General features: G+C 70.9%; 13 protein-coding genes. 9 read left to right on the top strand and 4 right to left on the bottom strand.

What is annotated here, in order from left to right; all coding sequences use genetic code 11:
• Positions 1-42 precede the first annotated feature (42 nt).
• Genes QFZ27_RS36540 through QFZ27_RS36520 form a run of 5 tightly spaced genes read left to right on the top strand, consistent with a single transcriptional unit; the run spans position 43 to position 4927 of the window.
• Positions 43-843, top strand: a complete 801-nt coding sequence (locus tag QFZ27_RS36540; RefSeq protein WP_429231723.1) for an ABC transporter ATP-binding protein — start codon at positions 43-45, stop codon at positions 841-843.
• On the top strand, positions 843-1580 hold the full coding sequence (locus tag QFZ27_RS36535; RefSeq protein ID WP_429231721.1) for an ABC transporter ATP-binding protein: 738 nt from the start codon (positions 843-845) through the stop codon (positions 1578-1580). Before QFZ27_RS36540 ends, QFZ27_RS36535 begins: the two co-directional genes overlap by 1 nt.
• Positions 1577-2488, top strand: coding sequence for a branched-chain amino acid ABC transporter permease (locus QFZ27_RS36530; protein WP_429231720.1), 912 nt, complete (start codon positions 1577-1579; stop codon positions 2486-2488). Before QFZ27_RS36535 ends, QFZ27_RS36530 begins: the two co-directional genes overlap by 4 nt.
• Positions 2485-3480, top strand: a complete 996-nt coding sequence (locus QFZ27_RS36525; protein ID WP_429231718.1) for a branched-chain amino acid ABC transporter permease — start codon at positions 2485-2487, stop codon at positions 3478-3480. Before QFZ27_RS36530 ends, QFZ27_RS36525 begins: the two co-directional genes overlap by 4 nt.
• Complete coding sequence (locus QFZ27_RS36520) at positions 3464-4927, top strand: aldo/keto reductase (protein ID WP_429231717.1); 1464 nt, start codon at positions 3464-3466, stop codon at positions 4925-4927. Before QFZ27_RS36525 ends, QFZ27_RS36520 begins: the two co-directional genes overlap by 17 nt.
• A 13-nt stretch (positions 4928-4940) precedes the next feature.
• Here QFZ27_RS36520 and QFZ27_RS36515 read toward each other — a convergent pair whose 3' ends face one another.
• Positions 4941-5615 (bottom strand): GntR family transcriptional regulator, encoded by a 675-nt coding sequence (locus tag QFZ27_RS36515; RefSeq protein ID WP_429231715.1) that lies wholly within the window; start codon positions 5613-5615, stop codon positions 4941-4943.
• Positions 5616-5780: 165 nt separating this feature from the next.
• Between QFZ27_RS36515 and QFZ27_RS36510 the strand changes: the two genes are divergently transcribed.
• From QFZ27_RS36510 to QFZ27_RS36495, 4 genes are all read left to right on the top strand, one after another.
• Positions 5781-6800, top strand: a complete 1020-nt coding sequence (locus tag QFZ27_RS36510; protein WP_429231714.1) for a 4-hydroxythreonine-4-phosphate dehydrogenase PdxA — start codon at positions 5781-5783, stop codon at positions 6798-6800.
• Positions 6801-6839: 39 nt separating this feature from the next.
• Positions 6840-7823, top strand: coding sequence for a Bug family tripartite tricarboxylate transporter substrate binding protein (locus QFZ27_RS36505; protein ID WP_429231712.1), 984 nt, complete (start codon positions 6840-6842; stop codon positions 7821-7823).
• Between the two features lie 114 nt (positions 7824-7937).
• Positions 7938-8441 (top strand): tripartite tricarboxylate transporter TctB family protein, encoded by a 504-nt coding sequence (locus QFZ27_RS36500; RefSeq protein ID WP_429231710.1) that lies wholly within the window; start codon positions 7938-7940, stop codon positions 8439-8441.
• 16 nt (positions 8442-8457) lie between these two features.
• A complete protein-coding gene (locus tag QFZ27_RS36495; RefSeq protein WP_429231708.1) occupies positions 8458-9969 on the top strand; it encodes a tripartite tricarboxylate transporter permease in 1512 nt (503 codons plus the stop codon).
• Between the two features lie 4 nt (positions 9970-9973).
• Here QFZ27_RS36495 and rhmD read toward each other — a convergent pair whose 3' ends face one another.
• The 3 genes from rhmD to QFZ27_RS36480 are packed head-to-tail and all read right to left on the bottom strand — an operon-like array spanning position 9974 to position 13090.
• Entirely contained in the window at positions 9974-11164 is a 1191-nt protein-coding gene (gene rhmD, locus QFZ27_RS36490) for an L-rhamnonate dehydratase (protein WP_429231706.1), read from the bottom strand.
• A gap of 28 nt (positions 11165-11192) precedes the next feature.
• On the bottom strand, positions 11193-11948 hold the full coding sequence (locus QFZ27_RS36485) for an SDR family NAD(P)-dependent oxidoreductase (RefSeq protein ID WP_429231705.1): 756 nt from the start codon (positions 11946-11948) through the stop codon (positions 11193-11195).
• A 14-nt stretch (positions 11949-11962) separates the two neighbouring features.
• Positions 11963-13090 carry a mandelate racemase/muconate lactonizing enzyme family protein gene (locus QFZ27_RS36480; RefSeq protein WP_429231704.1) on the bottom strand — a complete coding sequence of 376 codons (1128 nt, stop codon included), beginning with the start codon at positions 13088-13090 and terminating at the stop codon, positions 11963-11965.
• Positions 13091-13172: the final 82 nt, after the last annotated feature.

Raw genomic sequence — 13172 nt, 5'->3', positions numbered from 1 at the left:
AACTTTGATCAAACATCATCGATCAAAATTGGTCCGAGGCGGATGCAACCAGCCGCACATGCCCCGAACGCTTCCGCCGGCGCGCCCGTGATCGAGGGGCGCGACCTGGTCAAGCAGTTCGGCGGCCTGCGCGCGGTGGACGGCATGTCGATCGCGCTCGGCCGCGGCGAGATGCTGGGGCTGATCGGCCCGAACGGGGCCGGCAAGACCACGCTGTTCAACCTGTTGGCAGGCAGCCTGGCGCCGAGCGCTGGCACGATCCGGATCGCCGGCCGCGAGCTGTCGCGCCGGGGGCCGGAGCAGCGCATCGCCCATGGCGTCGCCCGCACCTTCCAGATCCCGCGCCCCTTCGCCGAGATGACGGTGCTGGAGAATGTGCTGACCGGCGGCCAGCGCCAGGCAGGCGAGCGGATCTGGCTGAACCTGGTCCGGCCCGGCCGCGTCGCCGCCGAGGAGCGAGCGGCGGTGGCGAAGGCGCGGGCGCTGCTCGACTTCGTCACCCTGTCGCATCTCGAACATGAGCCGGCGCGGGTGCTGTCCGGCGGCCAGCGCAAGCTCCTGGAGCTGGCGCGGGTGCTGATGGCCGACCCGCAGGCGATCCTGCTCGACGAGCCGGCGGCCGGGGTGAACCCGACGCTGCTCGAGCTGATCATCGACCGGATCCTCGAGCTCAACCGGCAGGGCCGGTCGATCCTGCTGATCGAGCACAATATGGAGATGGTGGCGCGGCTGTGCGGCCGCGTCGTGGTGATGGCCTCGGGCCGCTACCTGACCGAGGGCGCGCCGGAGGAGATCGCGCGCAACCCGGCCGTGGTCGACGCCTATCTCGGCGGGGTGGCCTGATGGACACCGCCGCCCTGTCGACCCGGGGCATCGTCGCCGGCTACGAGCCGGACCTGCCGATCGTGCGCGGCGTCGATTTCGGGGTGGCGCGCGGCGAGCTGGTGGTGCTGCTGGGGCCGAATGGCGCCGGCAAGTCGACCCTGGTCAAGGCGATCGCCGGGCTGGTGCCGGTCCATTCCGGCACGATGGCGCTGGGGACCACGGACATCACAGTCGTGCCGGCGCATCAGAAGATCCGCCACGGCCTGGCCTTCGTGCCGCAGACCGAGAACATCTTCGCCACCCTGTCGATCCACGACAATCTGCGCGCCGCGGCCGACATCCTGCCGAAGGACCGGCGCGCCGGTCGCATCGCCGCGCTCTATGCGATGTTCCCCGACCTGGCGGCGCGGCCGTCGCTGCGGGCCGGGCAGCTGTCGGGCGGCCAGCGCCAGATGCTGGCGGTGGCCCGCGCCCTGGTGGTGGAGCCCTCGGTGCTGATCCTGGACGAGCCCTCGGCGGGCCTGTCGCCGAAGATCGTGGCCGAGGTCTTCGCCCGGCTGCAGGCGATCAACCGGGCCGGCGTCACCATCGTGCTGGTGGAGCAGAACGTGAAGGCAGCCCTGGCTATCGCCGACCGCGCCGTCATCCTGGTCGAAGGCCAGGTGCGCCACGAGGGGCCGGCCGCCGGCCTCGCCGACGACCCGATCGTGGCCGAACTCTATCTCGGCGCCCGCCGCCACGGGGCTTCGCCATGAGCCCGCAGGTGCTGATAGACGGGCTGATCACCGGTGCGATGATCGGGCTCGGCGCGATCGGCGTGACCCTGACCTACTCGATCCTGCGCTTCGCCAATTTCGCGCATGGCGAGCTCTTGTCCTGGGGCGCCTATGCCGCGCTGGCCGCCGCCGGCGCGCTCGGCAGCGTCTCCGGCGGACTGCTGACCCCGATCGGCCCGTTCTCCTTCGGCTGGGCGCTGCCGATCGCGGCCGTGATCGCCGTGGTGCTGACCGGCGGGCTGGCGCTGCTGGTCGACGCGCTGCTGTTCGGCCGCCTGCGCGACAAGCGCAGCAGCATCATCATCCTGGTGATGGCCAGCTTCGGCGCCGCGCTGACGCTGCGCAGCCTGCTTGAATTCATCTTCACCTCGAAGCCGGCCTACTACACCAAGGCGCTGCAGATCGCGTTGCCGCTCGGCGGCGGCCTCAGGGCCACGCCGGACCAGCTGCTGTCGCTCGGCGTCGCCGCGATCCTCGTCCTCGCCGTGCACCTGATGCTGACCCGCACCGCGACCGGCCGGGCGATGCGCGCGGTCAGCGAGAACCCGCAGCTGGCCGGCGTCGTCGGCATCGATGTGCGCAATGTGGTTCGCACCGTCTGGCTGATGGGGGCGGGGCTGGCCGCAATCGCCGGCATCTTCGCCGGGCTCCTGGTCCAGATCCGGCCGCAGATGGGGCTCGACCTGCTGCTGCCGCTGTTCGCCGCGGCAATCCTCGGCGGCATCGGCAGCGTGCCGGGCGCCATGCTGGCGGGGCTGGTCGTCGGCCTGGCCGAGGCGGTGGCCGTGCCGCTGGTCGGCGGGGAATGGCGCGCCGCCGTCGCCTTCGTCGTGCTGGTGCTGGTGCTGCTGGTCCGCCCGCAGGGCCTGTTCGGGAGGGCGGAATGAGCGTCGAGCTGGTCGCCTATGGCTGCTTCTTCCTGACCATGGCGCTGACCTATGCCGTGATGTGCCTGGGCCTCAATCTCCAGTGGGGCCAGACCGGGCTGTTCAATGTCGGCGTCGCCGGCTTCGTCGCCATCGGCGCCTATGTCTCGGCGCTGCTGACCACGCCGGACGCGCCCGACCGGCTCGGCGGCTTCGGCCTGCCGATCGTCGTCGGCTGGCTCGGCGGGGCGCTGGCCGCGGCGCTGATCTCCTTCCTGATCGGGGCGCTGACCATCCGGCTGCGGGCCGACTATCTCGCCATCGCCACCTTCGGCGTCGCCGTCACCGTGCAGCTCTGTGCCCTCAACCTGATCCCGGTGACCGGCGGGCCGTTCGGCATCGGCTTCATTCCGCGGCCCTTCGCCGATCTGGCCGGCGACCCGCTGCTGTTCGGCCTGGCCAATCTCGGCGTGCTGGCCGCGGTCGTCCTCGGGCTCTACCTCGCGCTGGAACGCCTGGTGCGCAGCCCGTGGGGCCGGGTGCTGCGGGCGATCCGCGAGGACGAGACCGCGGCCCGGGCCCTGGGCAAGAACGCGCGGGCGTTCCGGCTGCAGGCCTTCGCCATCGGCGGCGGCATCATGGGCCTGGCCGGGGCGGTGCAGGCGCATTTCATCGGCTTCATCGCGCCCGACAACTATCTGCCCCGGCTGACCTTCCAGGTCTGGGCGATGCTGATCGTCGGCGGCTCCGGCAACAACCGCGGCGCCATCCTGGGCGCGGTCTTCGTCTGGGGCCTGTGGGCGGCCTCGGGCGGCGCCATTTCCGCGCTGTTCCCGCCCGACCAGCAGGCCCGCGCGGCCGCGCTGCAGATCGTCATGATCGGCGTCGCCCTCTGCGCCGTCCTGCTGCTGCGCCCGCGCGGCATGCTGGGCGAGGACCGGGTGGTGTCGCGCCATCTCGGCCGGCTGTCGCGCCGGACCACCAAGGAGACATCCCGTGCCGGCAACCCCTGAGCGCATCGATCTCGGTCCCGGCCTCTCGATCAGCCGCCTGGTCTGCGGGCTGTGGCAGGTGGCGGACCTGGAGAAGGACGGCACGATTCTCGACCCCGAGCGCGGCGCCGATGCCCTCGATGCCTATGCCCGGGCCGGCTTCGACAGCTTCGACATGGCCGACCATTACGGCAGCGCCGAGCTGATCGCCGGCCGGCTGCTGGCCCGCCACGGCAAGGGCGCCGGGCGGCCGCTCGCCTTCACCAAATGGTGCCCGGAGCCGGGGCCGATGACCGCCGAGGTGGTCCGCCGCGGCGTCCAGGAGCGGCTCGACCGCCTGGGCGTCGACCGGGTCGACCTGCTGCAGTTCCATTGGTGGAGCTTCGAGCATCCGGCCTGGCTCGACGCGCTGCACGAGATGGCGCGGCTGCGGCAGGAGGGGCTGATCGGCGCCATCGGCGTCACCAATTTCGACGCGGCGCATCTGGCGGTGGCGCTGGCCGATGGCGTGCCGGTGCTGACCAACCAGGTGTCGTTCTCCCTGGTCGACCGCCGCGCCGCCGGTGCCCTGTCCGAGCTGTGCCGGGCGAAGGGCGTGAAGCTGCTGGCCTATGGCACGCTGTGTGGCGGCTTCCTCTCCGACAAGTGGCTCGGCCGGCCGGAACCCGCGGCGATGCCGGATTGGAGCCGGTCGAAATACAAGCGCTTCATCGACACGGCGGGTGGCTGGGACGTCTTCCAGGGCATCCTGAGGGCCGCTGCCGACATCGCGCGGAAGCACGGCGTCTCGGTCTCCAACGTCGCGACCCGCTGGGTGCTGGAGCATGAGGCGGTGGCCGCCGCCATCATCGGCGCGCGGCTGGGCGAGAGCGAGCACCGCGACGACAATCTGAAGGCTTTCGGCTTCGCCCTCGACGCCGAGGACAGAGGGCGGCTCGACGACGCCTTCGCCGCGGCGACGGCGATCCCCGGCGATTGCGGCGACGAGTACCGCCGGCCGCCCTATCTCACCGCCTCGGGCGACCTCAGCCACCATCTCGACGCCATCCCGTCGATCTTCACGGCGGAGCCGGTGCCCGGCCGGCCGGACCGGCTGCGGGTCTCCTCCGGCAGCGTGTGGGAGCCGATCGCCGGCTACAGCCGCGCCGTGCGGGTGAAGGACACCATCCGCGTCTCCGGCACCACCGCCACCCATGGCGGCGACCGCTGCGTCGCGCCGGGCGATCCCGGGGCGCAGACCACCTACATCCTCGACAAGATCGCCTCATCCATCACGGCGCTCGGCGGGTCGATGGAGGACGTGGTGCGCAGCCGCATCTATCTGCGCGACGCCGAGAAATGGGAGCCGGTGTCGCGCGCCCATGGCCGGGTCTTCGGCGCGATCAAGCCGGCCAACACCCTGGTCCAGGCCGGTGCTCTGGTCGGCGACTACGAGGTCGAGATCGAGATCGAGGCGGTCGTTTCCTGACGGGGCAGGGCAGTCAGATCGAGTCCCGCACCCGGTTCCAGCTCTCCGCCATATGGCGGCTGAGGATCGCGGCCAGGCGCTCCGGGTCGCGGGCTTCGAGGGATGCAATCATCTCCTCGTGATCGGCCACGGCCGCGGCCCATTTCTCCTCGCTGCCGTTGCCGATGAAGCGGATCCGCTTCAGCCGCGACTGCAGGATGCCGTGCACCGTCACCAGCGCCGCGTTGCCGGACAGGCGCAGGATGGCGGAGTGGATGGCCTGGTTCAGCTTGAAATACTCCAGCCGCTGGCGCCGGCCGTAATATTCGAGCATACGGTCGTGCAGGCCGCGGACCTCGCGGATACCGTCGTCTGACGCATCGGCGCAGGCCAGCCGGCCGGCCTCGGCTTCCAGCAGGCCCAGCACCGCCAGCATGTCCTGGATCTCCTTGGCGGAAAAGCGCTTGACCACGGCGCCGCGGCCCGGGACCAGGTCCAGCAGCCCTTCGCTGGCCAGGTATTTCAGCGCCTCGCGCAGCGGCGTGCGCGACACGCCGAGCTGCGCCCCCAGATGCCCCTCATGGATCCGCGCGCCCGCCGGCAGCACGCCTTCGATCACCATGTCGCGGATGCGGCCCACGATCTGGTCGTGCAGCGACGGGCGGGCGATCGGGCCGCTATCGGCCAACGCGTCCTGCAGAAGTTCCATCCCGTCCTCGCACCCCGCCGGCGGCATCGCCCGGCCAGCCCAAGCATGGCGAATAAGCCCCACGAAGGTCAATCTCAGCATTCTGTATGCAGAGTGCAGCATGCTTGATGTGTGCATGCATGACTGCTACGGTCCCTCCAGAAGCAAGAAGATTTGGGGAGCACCGTGGCAGCCCAGCCCGACATCCGCCGTCCCGTCATCGCCCTCGCCATGGGTGATCCCGCCGGCATCAGCCCGGAGCTGACCGCCCGCCTGCTGGTTCTGGACGAGCTTCGCGCCGCGGCCCGGTTCGTCGTGTTCGGCGACCGCCGCATCCTCGACGTCGGGGCCCAGGTGGCCGGCGTGACGCTGGACCTCGAGGTGACCACCGAAGAGAAGGCGCCGGGCGACCGGCCCGTGCTGGTCGATCTCCGCCATCTCGACCCGGCCGAGGTGACGCCGCGCGAGGCGACGCTGGCCGGCGGGAAGTTCGCGTCCGAGAACTTCCGCCACGCGCTGAAGCTGGCCGCCGCCGGCGGGGCCGACGCTGTGTGCTTCACCCCGTTCAACAAGCAGGCGATGCGCTACGCCACGCCCGGCTATGACGACGAGATCCGCTTCGTCGCGGATGCCATCGGCTGGTCCGGCGCCGCCCGCGAATTCAACATCCTCGACACGATCTGGAACGCGCGGGTCACCTCGCACATCCCGCTCTCGGCCGTGGCCGCGGCGATCACCGCGGACGGCATCCGGGCCGAGCTGGCGCTGACCGCCGGCTGCCTGCGCGGCGCCGGGATCGATCGGCCGCGCATCGCCGTGGCCGGGCTGAACCCGCATGCCGGCGACGGCGGCAATTTCGGGCGCGAGGAGATCGAGGTGATCGGCCCGGCGGTCCGCGCCGCGGCGGCGGAGGGCCTCGACGTCGTCGGCCCGTACCCCGCCGACACCGTCTTCCTGCGGGCGCCGAAGGAAGGCTGCCACGCGGTGCTGACCATGTATCACGACCAGGGGCAGATCGCGATGAAGCTGATGGGCTTCGACCGCGGCGTCACCATGCTCGGCGGCTTCCCCTTCCCGATCTGCACCCCCGCCCACGGCACCGCTTACGACATCGCCGGGAAGGGCATCGCCGATATCGGCGCCAGCCGCGCCGCGGTGCTGCTGGCCGTCCGCATGGCGGCGCGGCGGCACGTCCCGCCGGGCTGATCCGGCCCATCAATCACAAGCAAAGGGAGGAAACGGAACATGCTCAAGAAACTGACCCTGGCCTTGGCAGCGTTGCTGCCGATGGCATCCGCCCAGGCCTGGGAACCGCAGAAGCCGATTGAATTCGTCGTCACCTCCGGCCCCGGCGGCGGCACCGACAGTTTCGCCCGGGCGGTGCAGGCGATCATCGTCAAGCACAAGCTGGTGGACCGGCCGATCATCGTCAGCAACAAGGGTGGCGGCAGCGGCGCCGAGGGCTTCGTCTACGGCAAGGGCGCTGCCGGCGACCCGCACAAGCTGGTGTTCGGCACCAACAATGAGTACCTGCTGCCCTACGTCGCCAATCTGCCCTATGCGCCGGAGGACTTGACCCCGGTGGCGGCGATGGCGATGGACGAGTTCGTGCTGTGGGTCAACGGCGAGTCGCCGTACAAGTCCGCCGCTGAGCTGCTGGCCGCGGCCAAGGAGACGCCGGGCGCGATCCAGTTCGGCGGCAGCCAGTCCAAGGATGTCGACCAGACCCTGGTCACCATGGTCGGCGAGGCCACCGGCACCCGCTTCACCTACATCCCGTTCAAGAGCGGCAACGAAGCCGCGGTACAGCTCGCCGGCGGCCATATCGCCGGCAACACCAACAACCCGAACGAGAATCGCGGCCAGTGGCAGGCCGGGATGGTGCGGCCGCTCTGCGTCTTCGCCACGCAGCGCCTGCCGGCCGGCCCGAAGGTATCCGGCGATCTCGGCTGGGCCGACATCCCGCTGTGCCGCGACGAGGGCATCCCGATCGACAGCTACCAGATGCCGCGCGCGGTCTGGCTGCCCGGCGGCGTGCCGGCGGAGGCGACTTCCTTCTACACCGACCTGCTGCGCAAGGTCAGCGAGACGCCGGAATGGCAGGACTATCTGGCCAAGAGCTCGCAGAGCGGCCGGTTCCTGACCGGCGACGAATGGCAGGCCTATATCCGCGCCGAGCAGGACCGGGTGCGCGCGGTCTACCAGAAGCAGGGCTGGCTCGCCGGCTGACGGGGAGGCCGCTCCGCAAGGGGAGGCTTTCTCAGAGTTCGATCACCAGAACTGACGCGTGTTTTCCACTCTCCCCCTCCCGCAAGGGGAGGGGGAGGATGCCGGGGATAGCCGATGTCTGAACATCATGGACCTGAAACCGGCCGCATCTCCCGCTTCGCGATAGAATGCGCGGCCTCGGCGGCCACCGGCGCGGTCGGCGTCGCGGTCGCCATCGGCGGGCTGCAGGGCGGCATCGGCTGGAACGAGGCGGGGCCCGAGCCCGGCACCTTCCCCTTCGCCGTCGGCCTGATCATCGTCGCCGGCAGCCTCGGCACCCTTGTCCAGGCGATCCGGTTGCGCAGCCGCGACGTGTTCCTCGACAGCGTGCGGCTGCGCCGGGTGGCGGCCTTCTTCGGTCCGATGGCGGCCTTTGTCGCGCTGTCGCTGCCGCTCGGCCTCTACGTCGCCTCGGCCCTCTACCTCGCCGGGGTGATGGCATTGCAGGGCGGCTACCGGCTGCGGACGGCCGTGCCGGTCGGGCTCGGCGTCGCCGCGCTGCTGTGGCTGGTGTTCGAGACCTGGTTCCAGGTGCCGCTGCTGAAGGGCCCGGTCGAGACCTGGCTCGGCCTGGCCTGACATCCGGAGACGCCTCGTGGACAACCTCGCTCATCTCGTCGACGGCTTCGGCACGGTGCTCAGCGGCTACCATCTGATGCTGATGGTGCTGGGCGTGATGCTTGGCATCCTGGTCGGGGTGCTGCCCGGCCTCGGCGCGCCGAACGGCGTGTCGCTGCTGCTGCCGCTGACCTTCGCCATGGACCCGGTCTCGGCCATCATCCTGCTCAGCTGCATGTATTGGGGCGCGCTGTTCGGCGGATCCACCACCTCGATCCTGTTCAACATCCCGGGCGAGCCGTCCTCGGTCGCCACCACCTTCGACGGCTATCCGATGGCCCGGGCCGGCCAGGCGGCGCGGGCGCTGACCCTGGCCTTCCTGTCGGCCGGGTTCGGTGCCCTGGCCGGGGTGGTGGTCATCACCCTCCTGTCCGGCTGGGTGGCGCAGTTCGCGTTGCGCTTCAGCTCGCCGGAATTCTTCGCCGTCTACTTCCTGGCCTTCACCTCCTTCGTCGGCATGGGCAGCGGGTCGCCGGCGAAGACCCTGGTGTCGATGATGCTGGGCTTCGCCTTCGCCACGGTCGGGATGGACACCGTCTCCGGCAACCTGCGCCTGACCTTCGGCCTCGCCGACCTGATCAAAGGGATCAGCTTCCTGGTCGCGGTGATCGGCCTGTTCGGCATCGGCGAGCTGATCCTGACCATGGAGGAGGGGCTGCGCTTCGACGGCATCCGCGCCCGGGTCGGGCTGCGCGATGTCGGCCGCGCCATGCGCGAGCTGCCGCGGCACTGGCTGGCGCTGCTGCGCAGCGTGCTGGTCGGCTGCTGGATGGGCATCACCCCGGGCGGGCCGACCGCCGCCAGCTTCATGAGCTACGGCCTGGCCCGGCGCTTCGCCCGGCGCAGGGAGGCCTTCGGCAAGGGCGACCCGGCCGGCATCGTCTCGCCCGAGGCCGCCGACCATTCCGCCGGCACCTGCGCCATCCTGCCGATGCTGGCGCTGGGCGTGCCCGGGTCGGCCACCGCCGCGGTGATGATGGGCGGGCTGATGATCTGGGGCCTGACGCCCGGCCCGATGCTGTTCATCGACCAGCCGGACTTCGTCTGGGGCCTGATCGCCAGCATGTATCTCGGCAATGTCGTCGCCGTCGCCCTGGTGCTGGCGACCGTGCCGCTGTTCAGCGCCATCCTGCGCATCCCCTTCGCCGTGATCGGGCCGGTGATCGTGGTGGTGTGCTTCGCCGGCGCCTATACGGTCGCCAACTCGCCCGTCGACATGGGGCTGGTGCTGGCCTTCGGCATTGCCGGCTACGTCTTCAAGAAGCTGGACTACCCGATCGCACCCCTCGTGCTCGCCATGGTGCTGGGCGACAAGGCCGAGGATGCGTTCCGCCAGTCGATGATCATGTCCGGTGGCGACCTGTCGGTGTTCTGGTCGAACGCCCTGGTCGGCAGCATCACCACGCTGGGCCTCGCCATGCTGGCCTGGCCGTTGATCGCCCGCGTGATCGGCATGGCCCGGCGTCCGGCTCCGTCCACTCCGGCCTGATGGGTCAGAATCCGGAGGCGTCGAACCGTCTCAGCGGGGCGTCCGGATTGAGCTCCAGCCCGAAGCCGGGGGCGTCAGAGACGTCCAGCCGGCCGTTCTGCGGCACCGGCTCGTTTCGGAACAGGCTGCCGAACACCGGCTGCACGCTGCGCCCGTCCGGGCTGTTCGCCACATACTCGCAGAACGGCGCGTTCGGCTGCGACATCACATAGTGGTAGCTGTACGGGCCGCTGCCATGCGGCACCACGGGAATGTCGTAGGCGGCGGCGTGGGCGGCGATGCGCAGCAGCTCGGTCAGCCCGCCGGCCCACATCACGTCGGGCTGCAGGATGTCGATGGTCCGGCCCTCGATCAGCCGGCGGAAGCCATAGCGGGAATATTCGTGCTCGCCGGTGGTGAAGCGCGTGGCGGGCAAAGCGCGCTTGAGCAGGCCGTAGCCCTCGACGTCGTCGGGGTGCAGCACCTCCTCCCACCAATGGATGCCGAGATCGGCGCAGGCGGTGGCCAGCTCAACCGTGTACGGCACGTCGAGCGCCATGTAGCAGTCGACCATCAGCGGGAAGTCCGGCCCCACGGCGGTGCGGTGCCCGGCCAGGAATTCGCGGTTCGCCCGCACCCCCTGGCGGCCGTCGGCGGGACCGTGCGGCAGCGGCACCTTGCCGCCCCAGAAGCCCATGCGCTTGGCCTCGGCCGGCAACGGGCCGGTGCAGTAGAAGCTCAGCTCCGGCTTGGTCCGGCCGCCGATCAGCTTGTAGACCGGCTCCTGCCGGATCTTGCCGACCAAGTCCCACAGCGCCAGGTCGACGACGCTGATGGTGGCCAGGGGCAGGCCCTTGCGGCCATAGAACATGCTGGCGCGGAACATCTGGTCCCACAGCAGGTTCAGGTCGCGCGGGTCGGCGCCGACCAGGAAGCGGCGGAAATGCTTCTCGATCAGCCAGCAGGCCGGCGGGCCGCCGAAGCCGGTGGCGAAGCCGATGCGGCCCTGGTTGTCCTCGATCTCGACCAGGATCGAGCCGAGCACGTCGATGCCCCAGCTCAGCCGCGACGCCTTGTAGGGCGCATAGCCCGACATCGGGTTGGCGATCAGCGAGTCGATGATCCAGTGGCCGCCCTTCTGGCGGTGATAGTCGCCGCCGTCCCCGGTGCCTTCGATCAGATGGGTGCGGATATCGGCGATGCGCGGTGCGGTCATGATGGTGTCCGGAGGGTGGCGGGAACGGCTAGCGCATCAGCTGGCCGCCATTGACGTCGAGGGTGTGGCCGGTGACGTAGCCGGCCCAGTCGCTGGCCAGGAAGGCGACGCAGCGCGCCACCTCCTCCGGCGTCGCGGCGCGGCCGAGCGGGATGGTCGCCAGGAAGCGGGCCAGCGCGTCCGGGGCCACGCCGTCATGCAGCATCGGCGTGTCGGCGGCGCCCGGCGACACGACATTGACCGTGATCCCCTCTGCCGCCCACGCCCGGGCGAAGGATTTGGCCAGCGCGATCACTCCGGCTTTGGTCGCGGCGTAGATCGCGGAGCCGACATAGCCGCCGGTGTGGGCGCCCTGGCTGGCGAACAGCACGATCCGGCCGCGCCCCTGCGGCGCCATCGCGGCATGGGCGGCGCGGCAGAGATGGAACGGCCCGGCCAGGTTGACCCGCATCTGCCGGTCGATGGCGTCGTCGCCGACCTCGTCGATCGGCTGCCGGATCATCAGCGCCGCCGCGTTCACCAGGATGTCCAGCCGGCCATAGGTCTGGGCGGTGGTCTCGACCAGCGCGCGGCAGGCCACCGGATCGGCCAGGTCGAACACGGCCGGCGCGATCCGGCCCTCCGCCCCCTGCCGCGCGGTCTCGGCCACCCCGGCGGCGTCTCGGTCGGCGGCGGTGACGACGCAGCCCCGCCGGGCCAGCAGCAGCGCCGTCGCCCGGCCGATGCCGCTGGCCGCGCCGGTGACGATGGCGATGCGCCCCGCCAGGCCGAGATCGTCGGTCATGTCCGGTCGCTCCGTCACAGTGGCAGCCGGTATTTGTCGATGCAGGCGGGGCGCGGTTCGACGCCCAGGCCGGGGCCTTCGGGCGGGCGCACCAGCCCATCCGTGTGCCAGATCGGCGTGTCGACCAGCTCGTGCTGCATCGGGTTCTCCAGCGGCTTCAGCTCGAACAGCCGCGCCGCCGGGCTGGCGACCGACAGATGCAGGCTGGCGGCGCTGGTGACCGCCGTGCTCCAGGCATGGGCGTTGACGGCGATGCGCGCGGCCTCGGCCAGCGCCGCCACCTTGCGGAAGCCGGTGATGCCCTCGGCCCGGGCCGGGTCGACGCCCAGCACGTCGACCAGCCCGGTGCGGATCAGCCGGGCATAGCCGGCCACGGTCCATTCCCGCTCGCCCGTCGCGATCCGGGTGGTGACGGCGGCGCGCAGCCGGGCCAGGCCGTCGAGGTCGTCGGGATGCAGCGGCTCCTCCACCCAGTCGATGGCGAAGGCCTCGAAGCGGCGGATGGTGGCGATGGCGGTGGCGGTGTCCCAGCGCACGCCGTTGCCGATATCGATCATCAGCCGGGCGGCGGGCCCGGCAGCCTGGCGCACGGCGCGGACATAATCGACATCGTGATCCGGGTCCTGGCCGACCCGCGACAGGCCGCGCTTGCCGAAGCCCAGCTTGGCGCCCTTGAAGCCGCGGGCGATGTGGCCCGCCACCTCGGCCGCGCCCTCCTCGATGGTGGCGCGATTGACATGCATGCTGGCGATCGCCGGCAGCGACTCGTGCACCCGGCCGCCGAACAGGCGCCACAGCGGCAGCCCGGCCGCCTTGCCGCAGGCGTCCCACACCGCCATGTCGATACCGGCCAGCGCCATGGTGGCCAGCCCACCTTCGCCGTACCACCAGGTGTGCCGCTTCAGCGCCAGCCACACCGCCTCGGGCTCGCGCACATCCATACCGGCAACCACATCGGCCAAGCCGCTTTGGATCAGCGCGGCGACGGCGCGGCAGGCCTCCGGCCACATGGCGATGCATTCGCCCCAGCCGGTCAGCCCGCCCTCGGCCTCCAGCCGCAGCAGCACGGTGTGCCGGATGTTGCCGTGGTCGTTCGGCTCCGGATAGCGCAGCACGATCGGGGTGATGCCCTGGATGCGCATTGGTCTCCTCCCACCGGCCGCTTCGGCGGCTCCTTCGCCCAGGTTCCGAACACCCTCTTGCCAGGGCGACGGAACCGACACT

It is taken from the genome of Inquilinus ginsengisoli, from assembly GCF_050434925.1.
Lineage (GTDB): Bacteria > Pseudomonadota > Alphaproteobacteria > DSM-16000 > Inquilinaceae > Inquilinus > Inquilinus ginsengisoli_B.
Note: the sequence above shows the minus strand (reverse complement) of the source record. Positions and strands in the feature narration are given on the sequence as shown.

Bases quoted from the DNA above. Each gene is read 5' to 3' on its own strand.
- QFZ27_RS36480 (WP_429231704.1), bottom strand. From the start codon at position 13,090: ATGCGCATCCAGGGCATCACCCCGATCGTGCTGCGCTATCCGGAGCCG.
- QFZ27_RS36530 (WP_429231720.1), top strand. From the start codon at position 1,577: ATGAGCCCGCAGGTGCTGATAGACGGGCTGATCACCGGTGCGATGATC.
- QFZ27_RS36505 (WP_429231712.1), top strand. From the start codon at position 6,840: ATGCTCAAGAAACTGACCCTGGCCTTGGCAGCGTTGCTGCCGATGGCA.
- QFZ27_RS36525 (WP_429231718.1), top strand. From the start codon at position 2,485: ATGAGCGTCGAGCTGGTCGCCTATGGCTGCTTCTTCCTGACCATGGCG.
- QFZ27_RS36540 (WP_429231723.1), top strand. From the start codon at position 43: ATGCAACCAGCCGCACATGCCCCGAACGCTTCCGCCGGCGCGCCCGTG.
- QFZ27_RS36535 (WP_429231721.1), top strand. From the start codon at position 843: ATGGACACCGCCGCCCTGTCGACCCGGGGCATCGTCGCCGGCTACGAG.
- rhmD (WP_429231706.1), bottom strand. From the start codon at position 11,164: ATGACCGCACCGCGCATCGCCGATATCCGCACCCATCTGATCGAAGGC.
- QFZ27_RS36500 (WP_429231710.1), top strand. From the start codon at position 7,938: ATGTCTGAACATCATGGACCTGAAACCGGCCGCATCTCCCGCTTCGCG.
- QFZ27_RS36485 (WP_429231705.1), bottom strand. From the start codon at position 11,948: ATGACCGACGATCTCGGCCTGGCGGGGCGCATCGCCATCGTCACCGGC.
- QFZ27_RS36515 (WP_429231715.1), bottom strand. From the start codon at position 5,615: ATGGAACTTCTGCAGGACGCGTTGGCCGATAGCGGCCCGATCGCCCGC.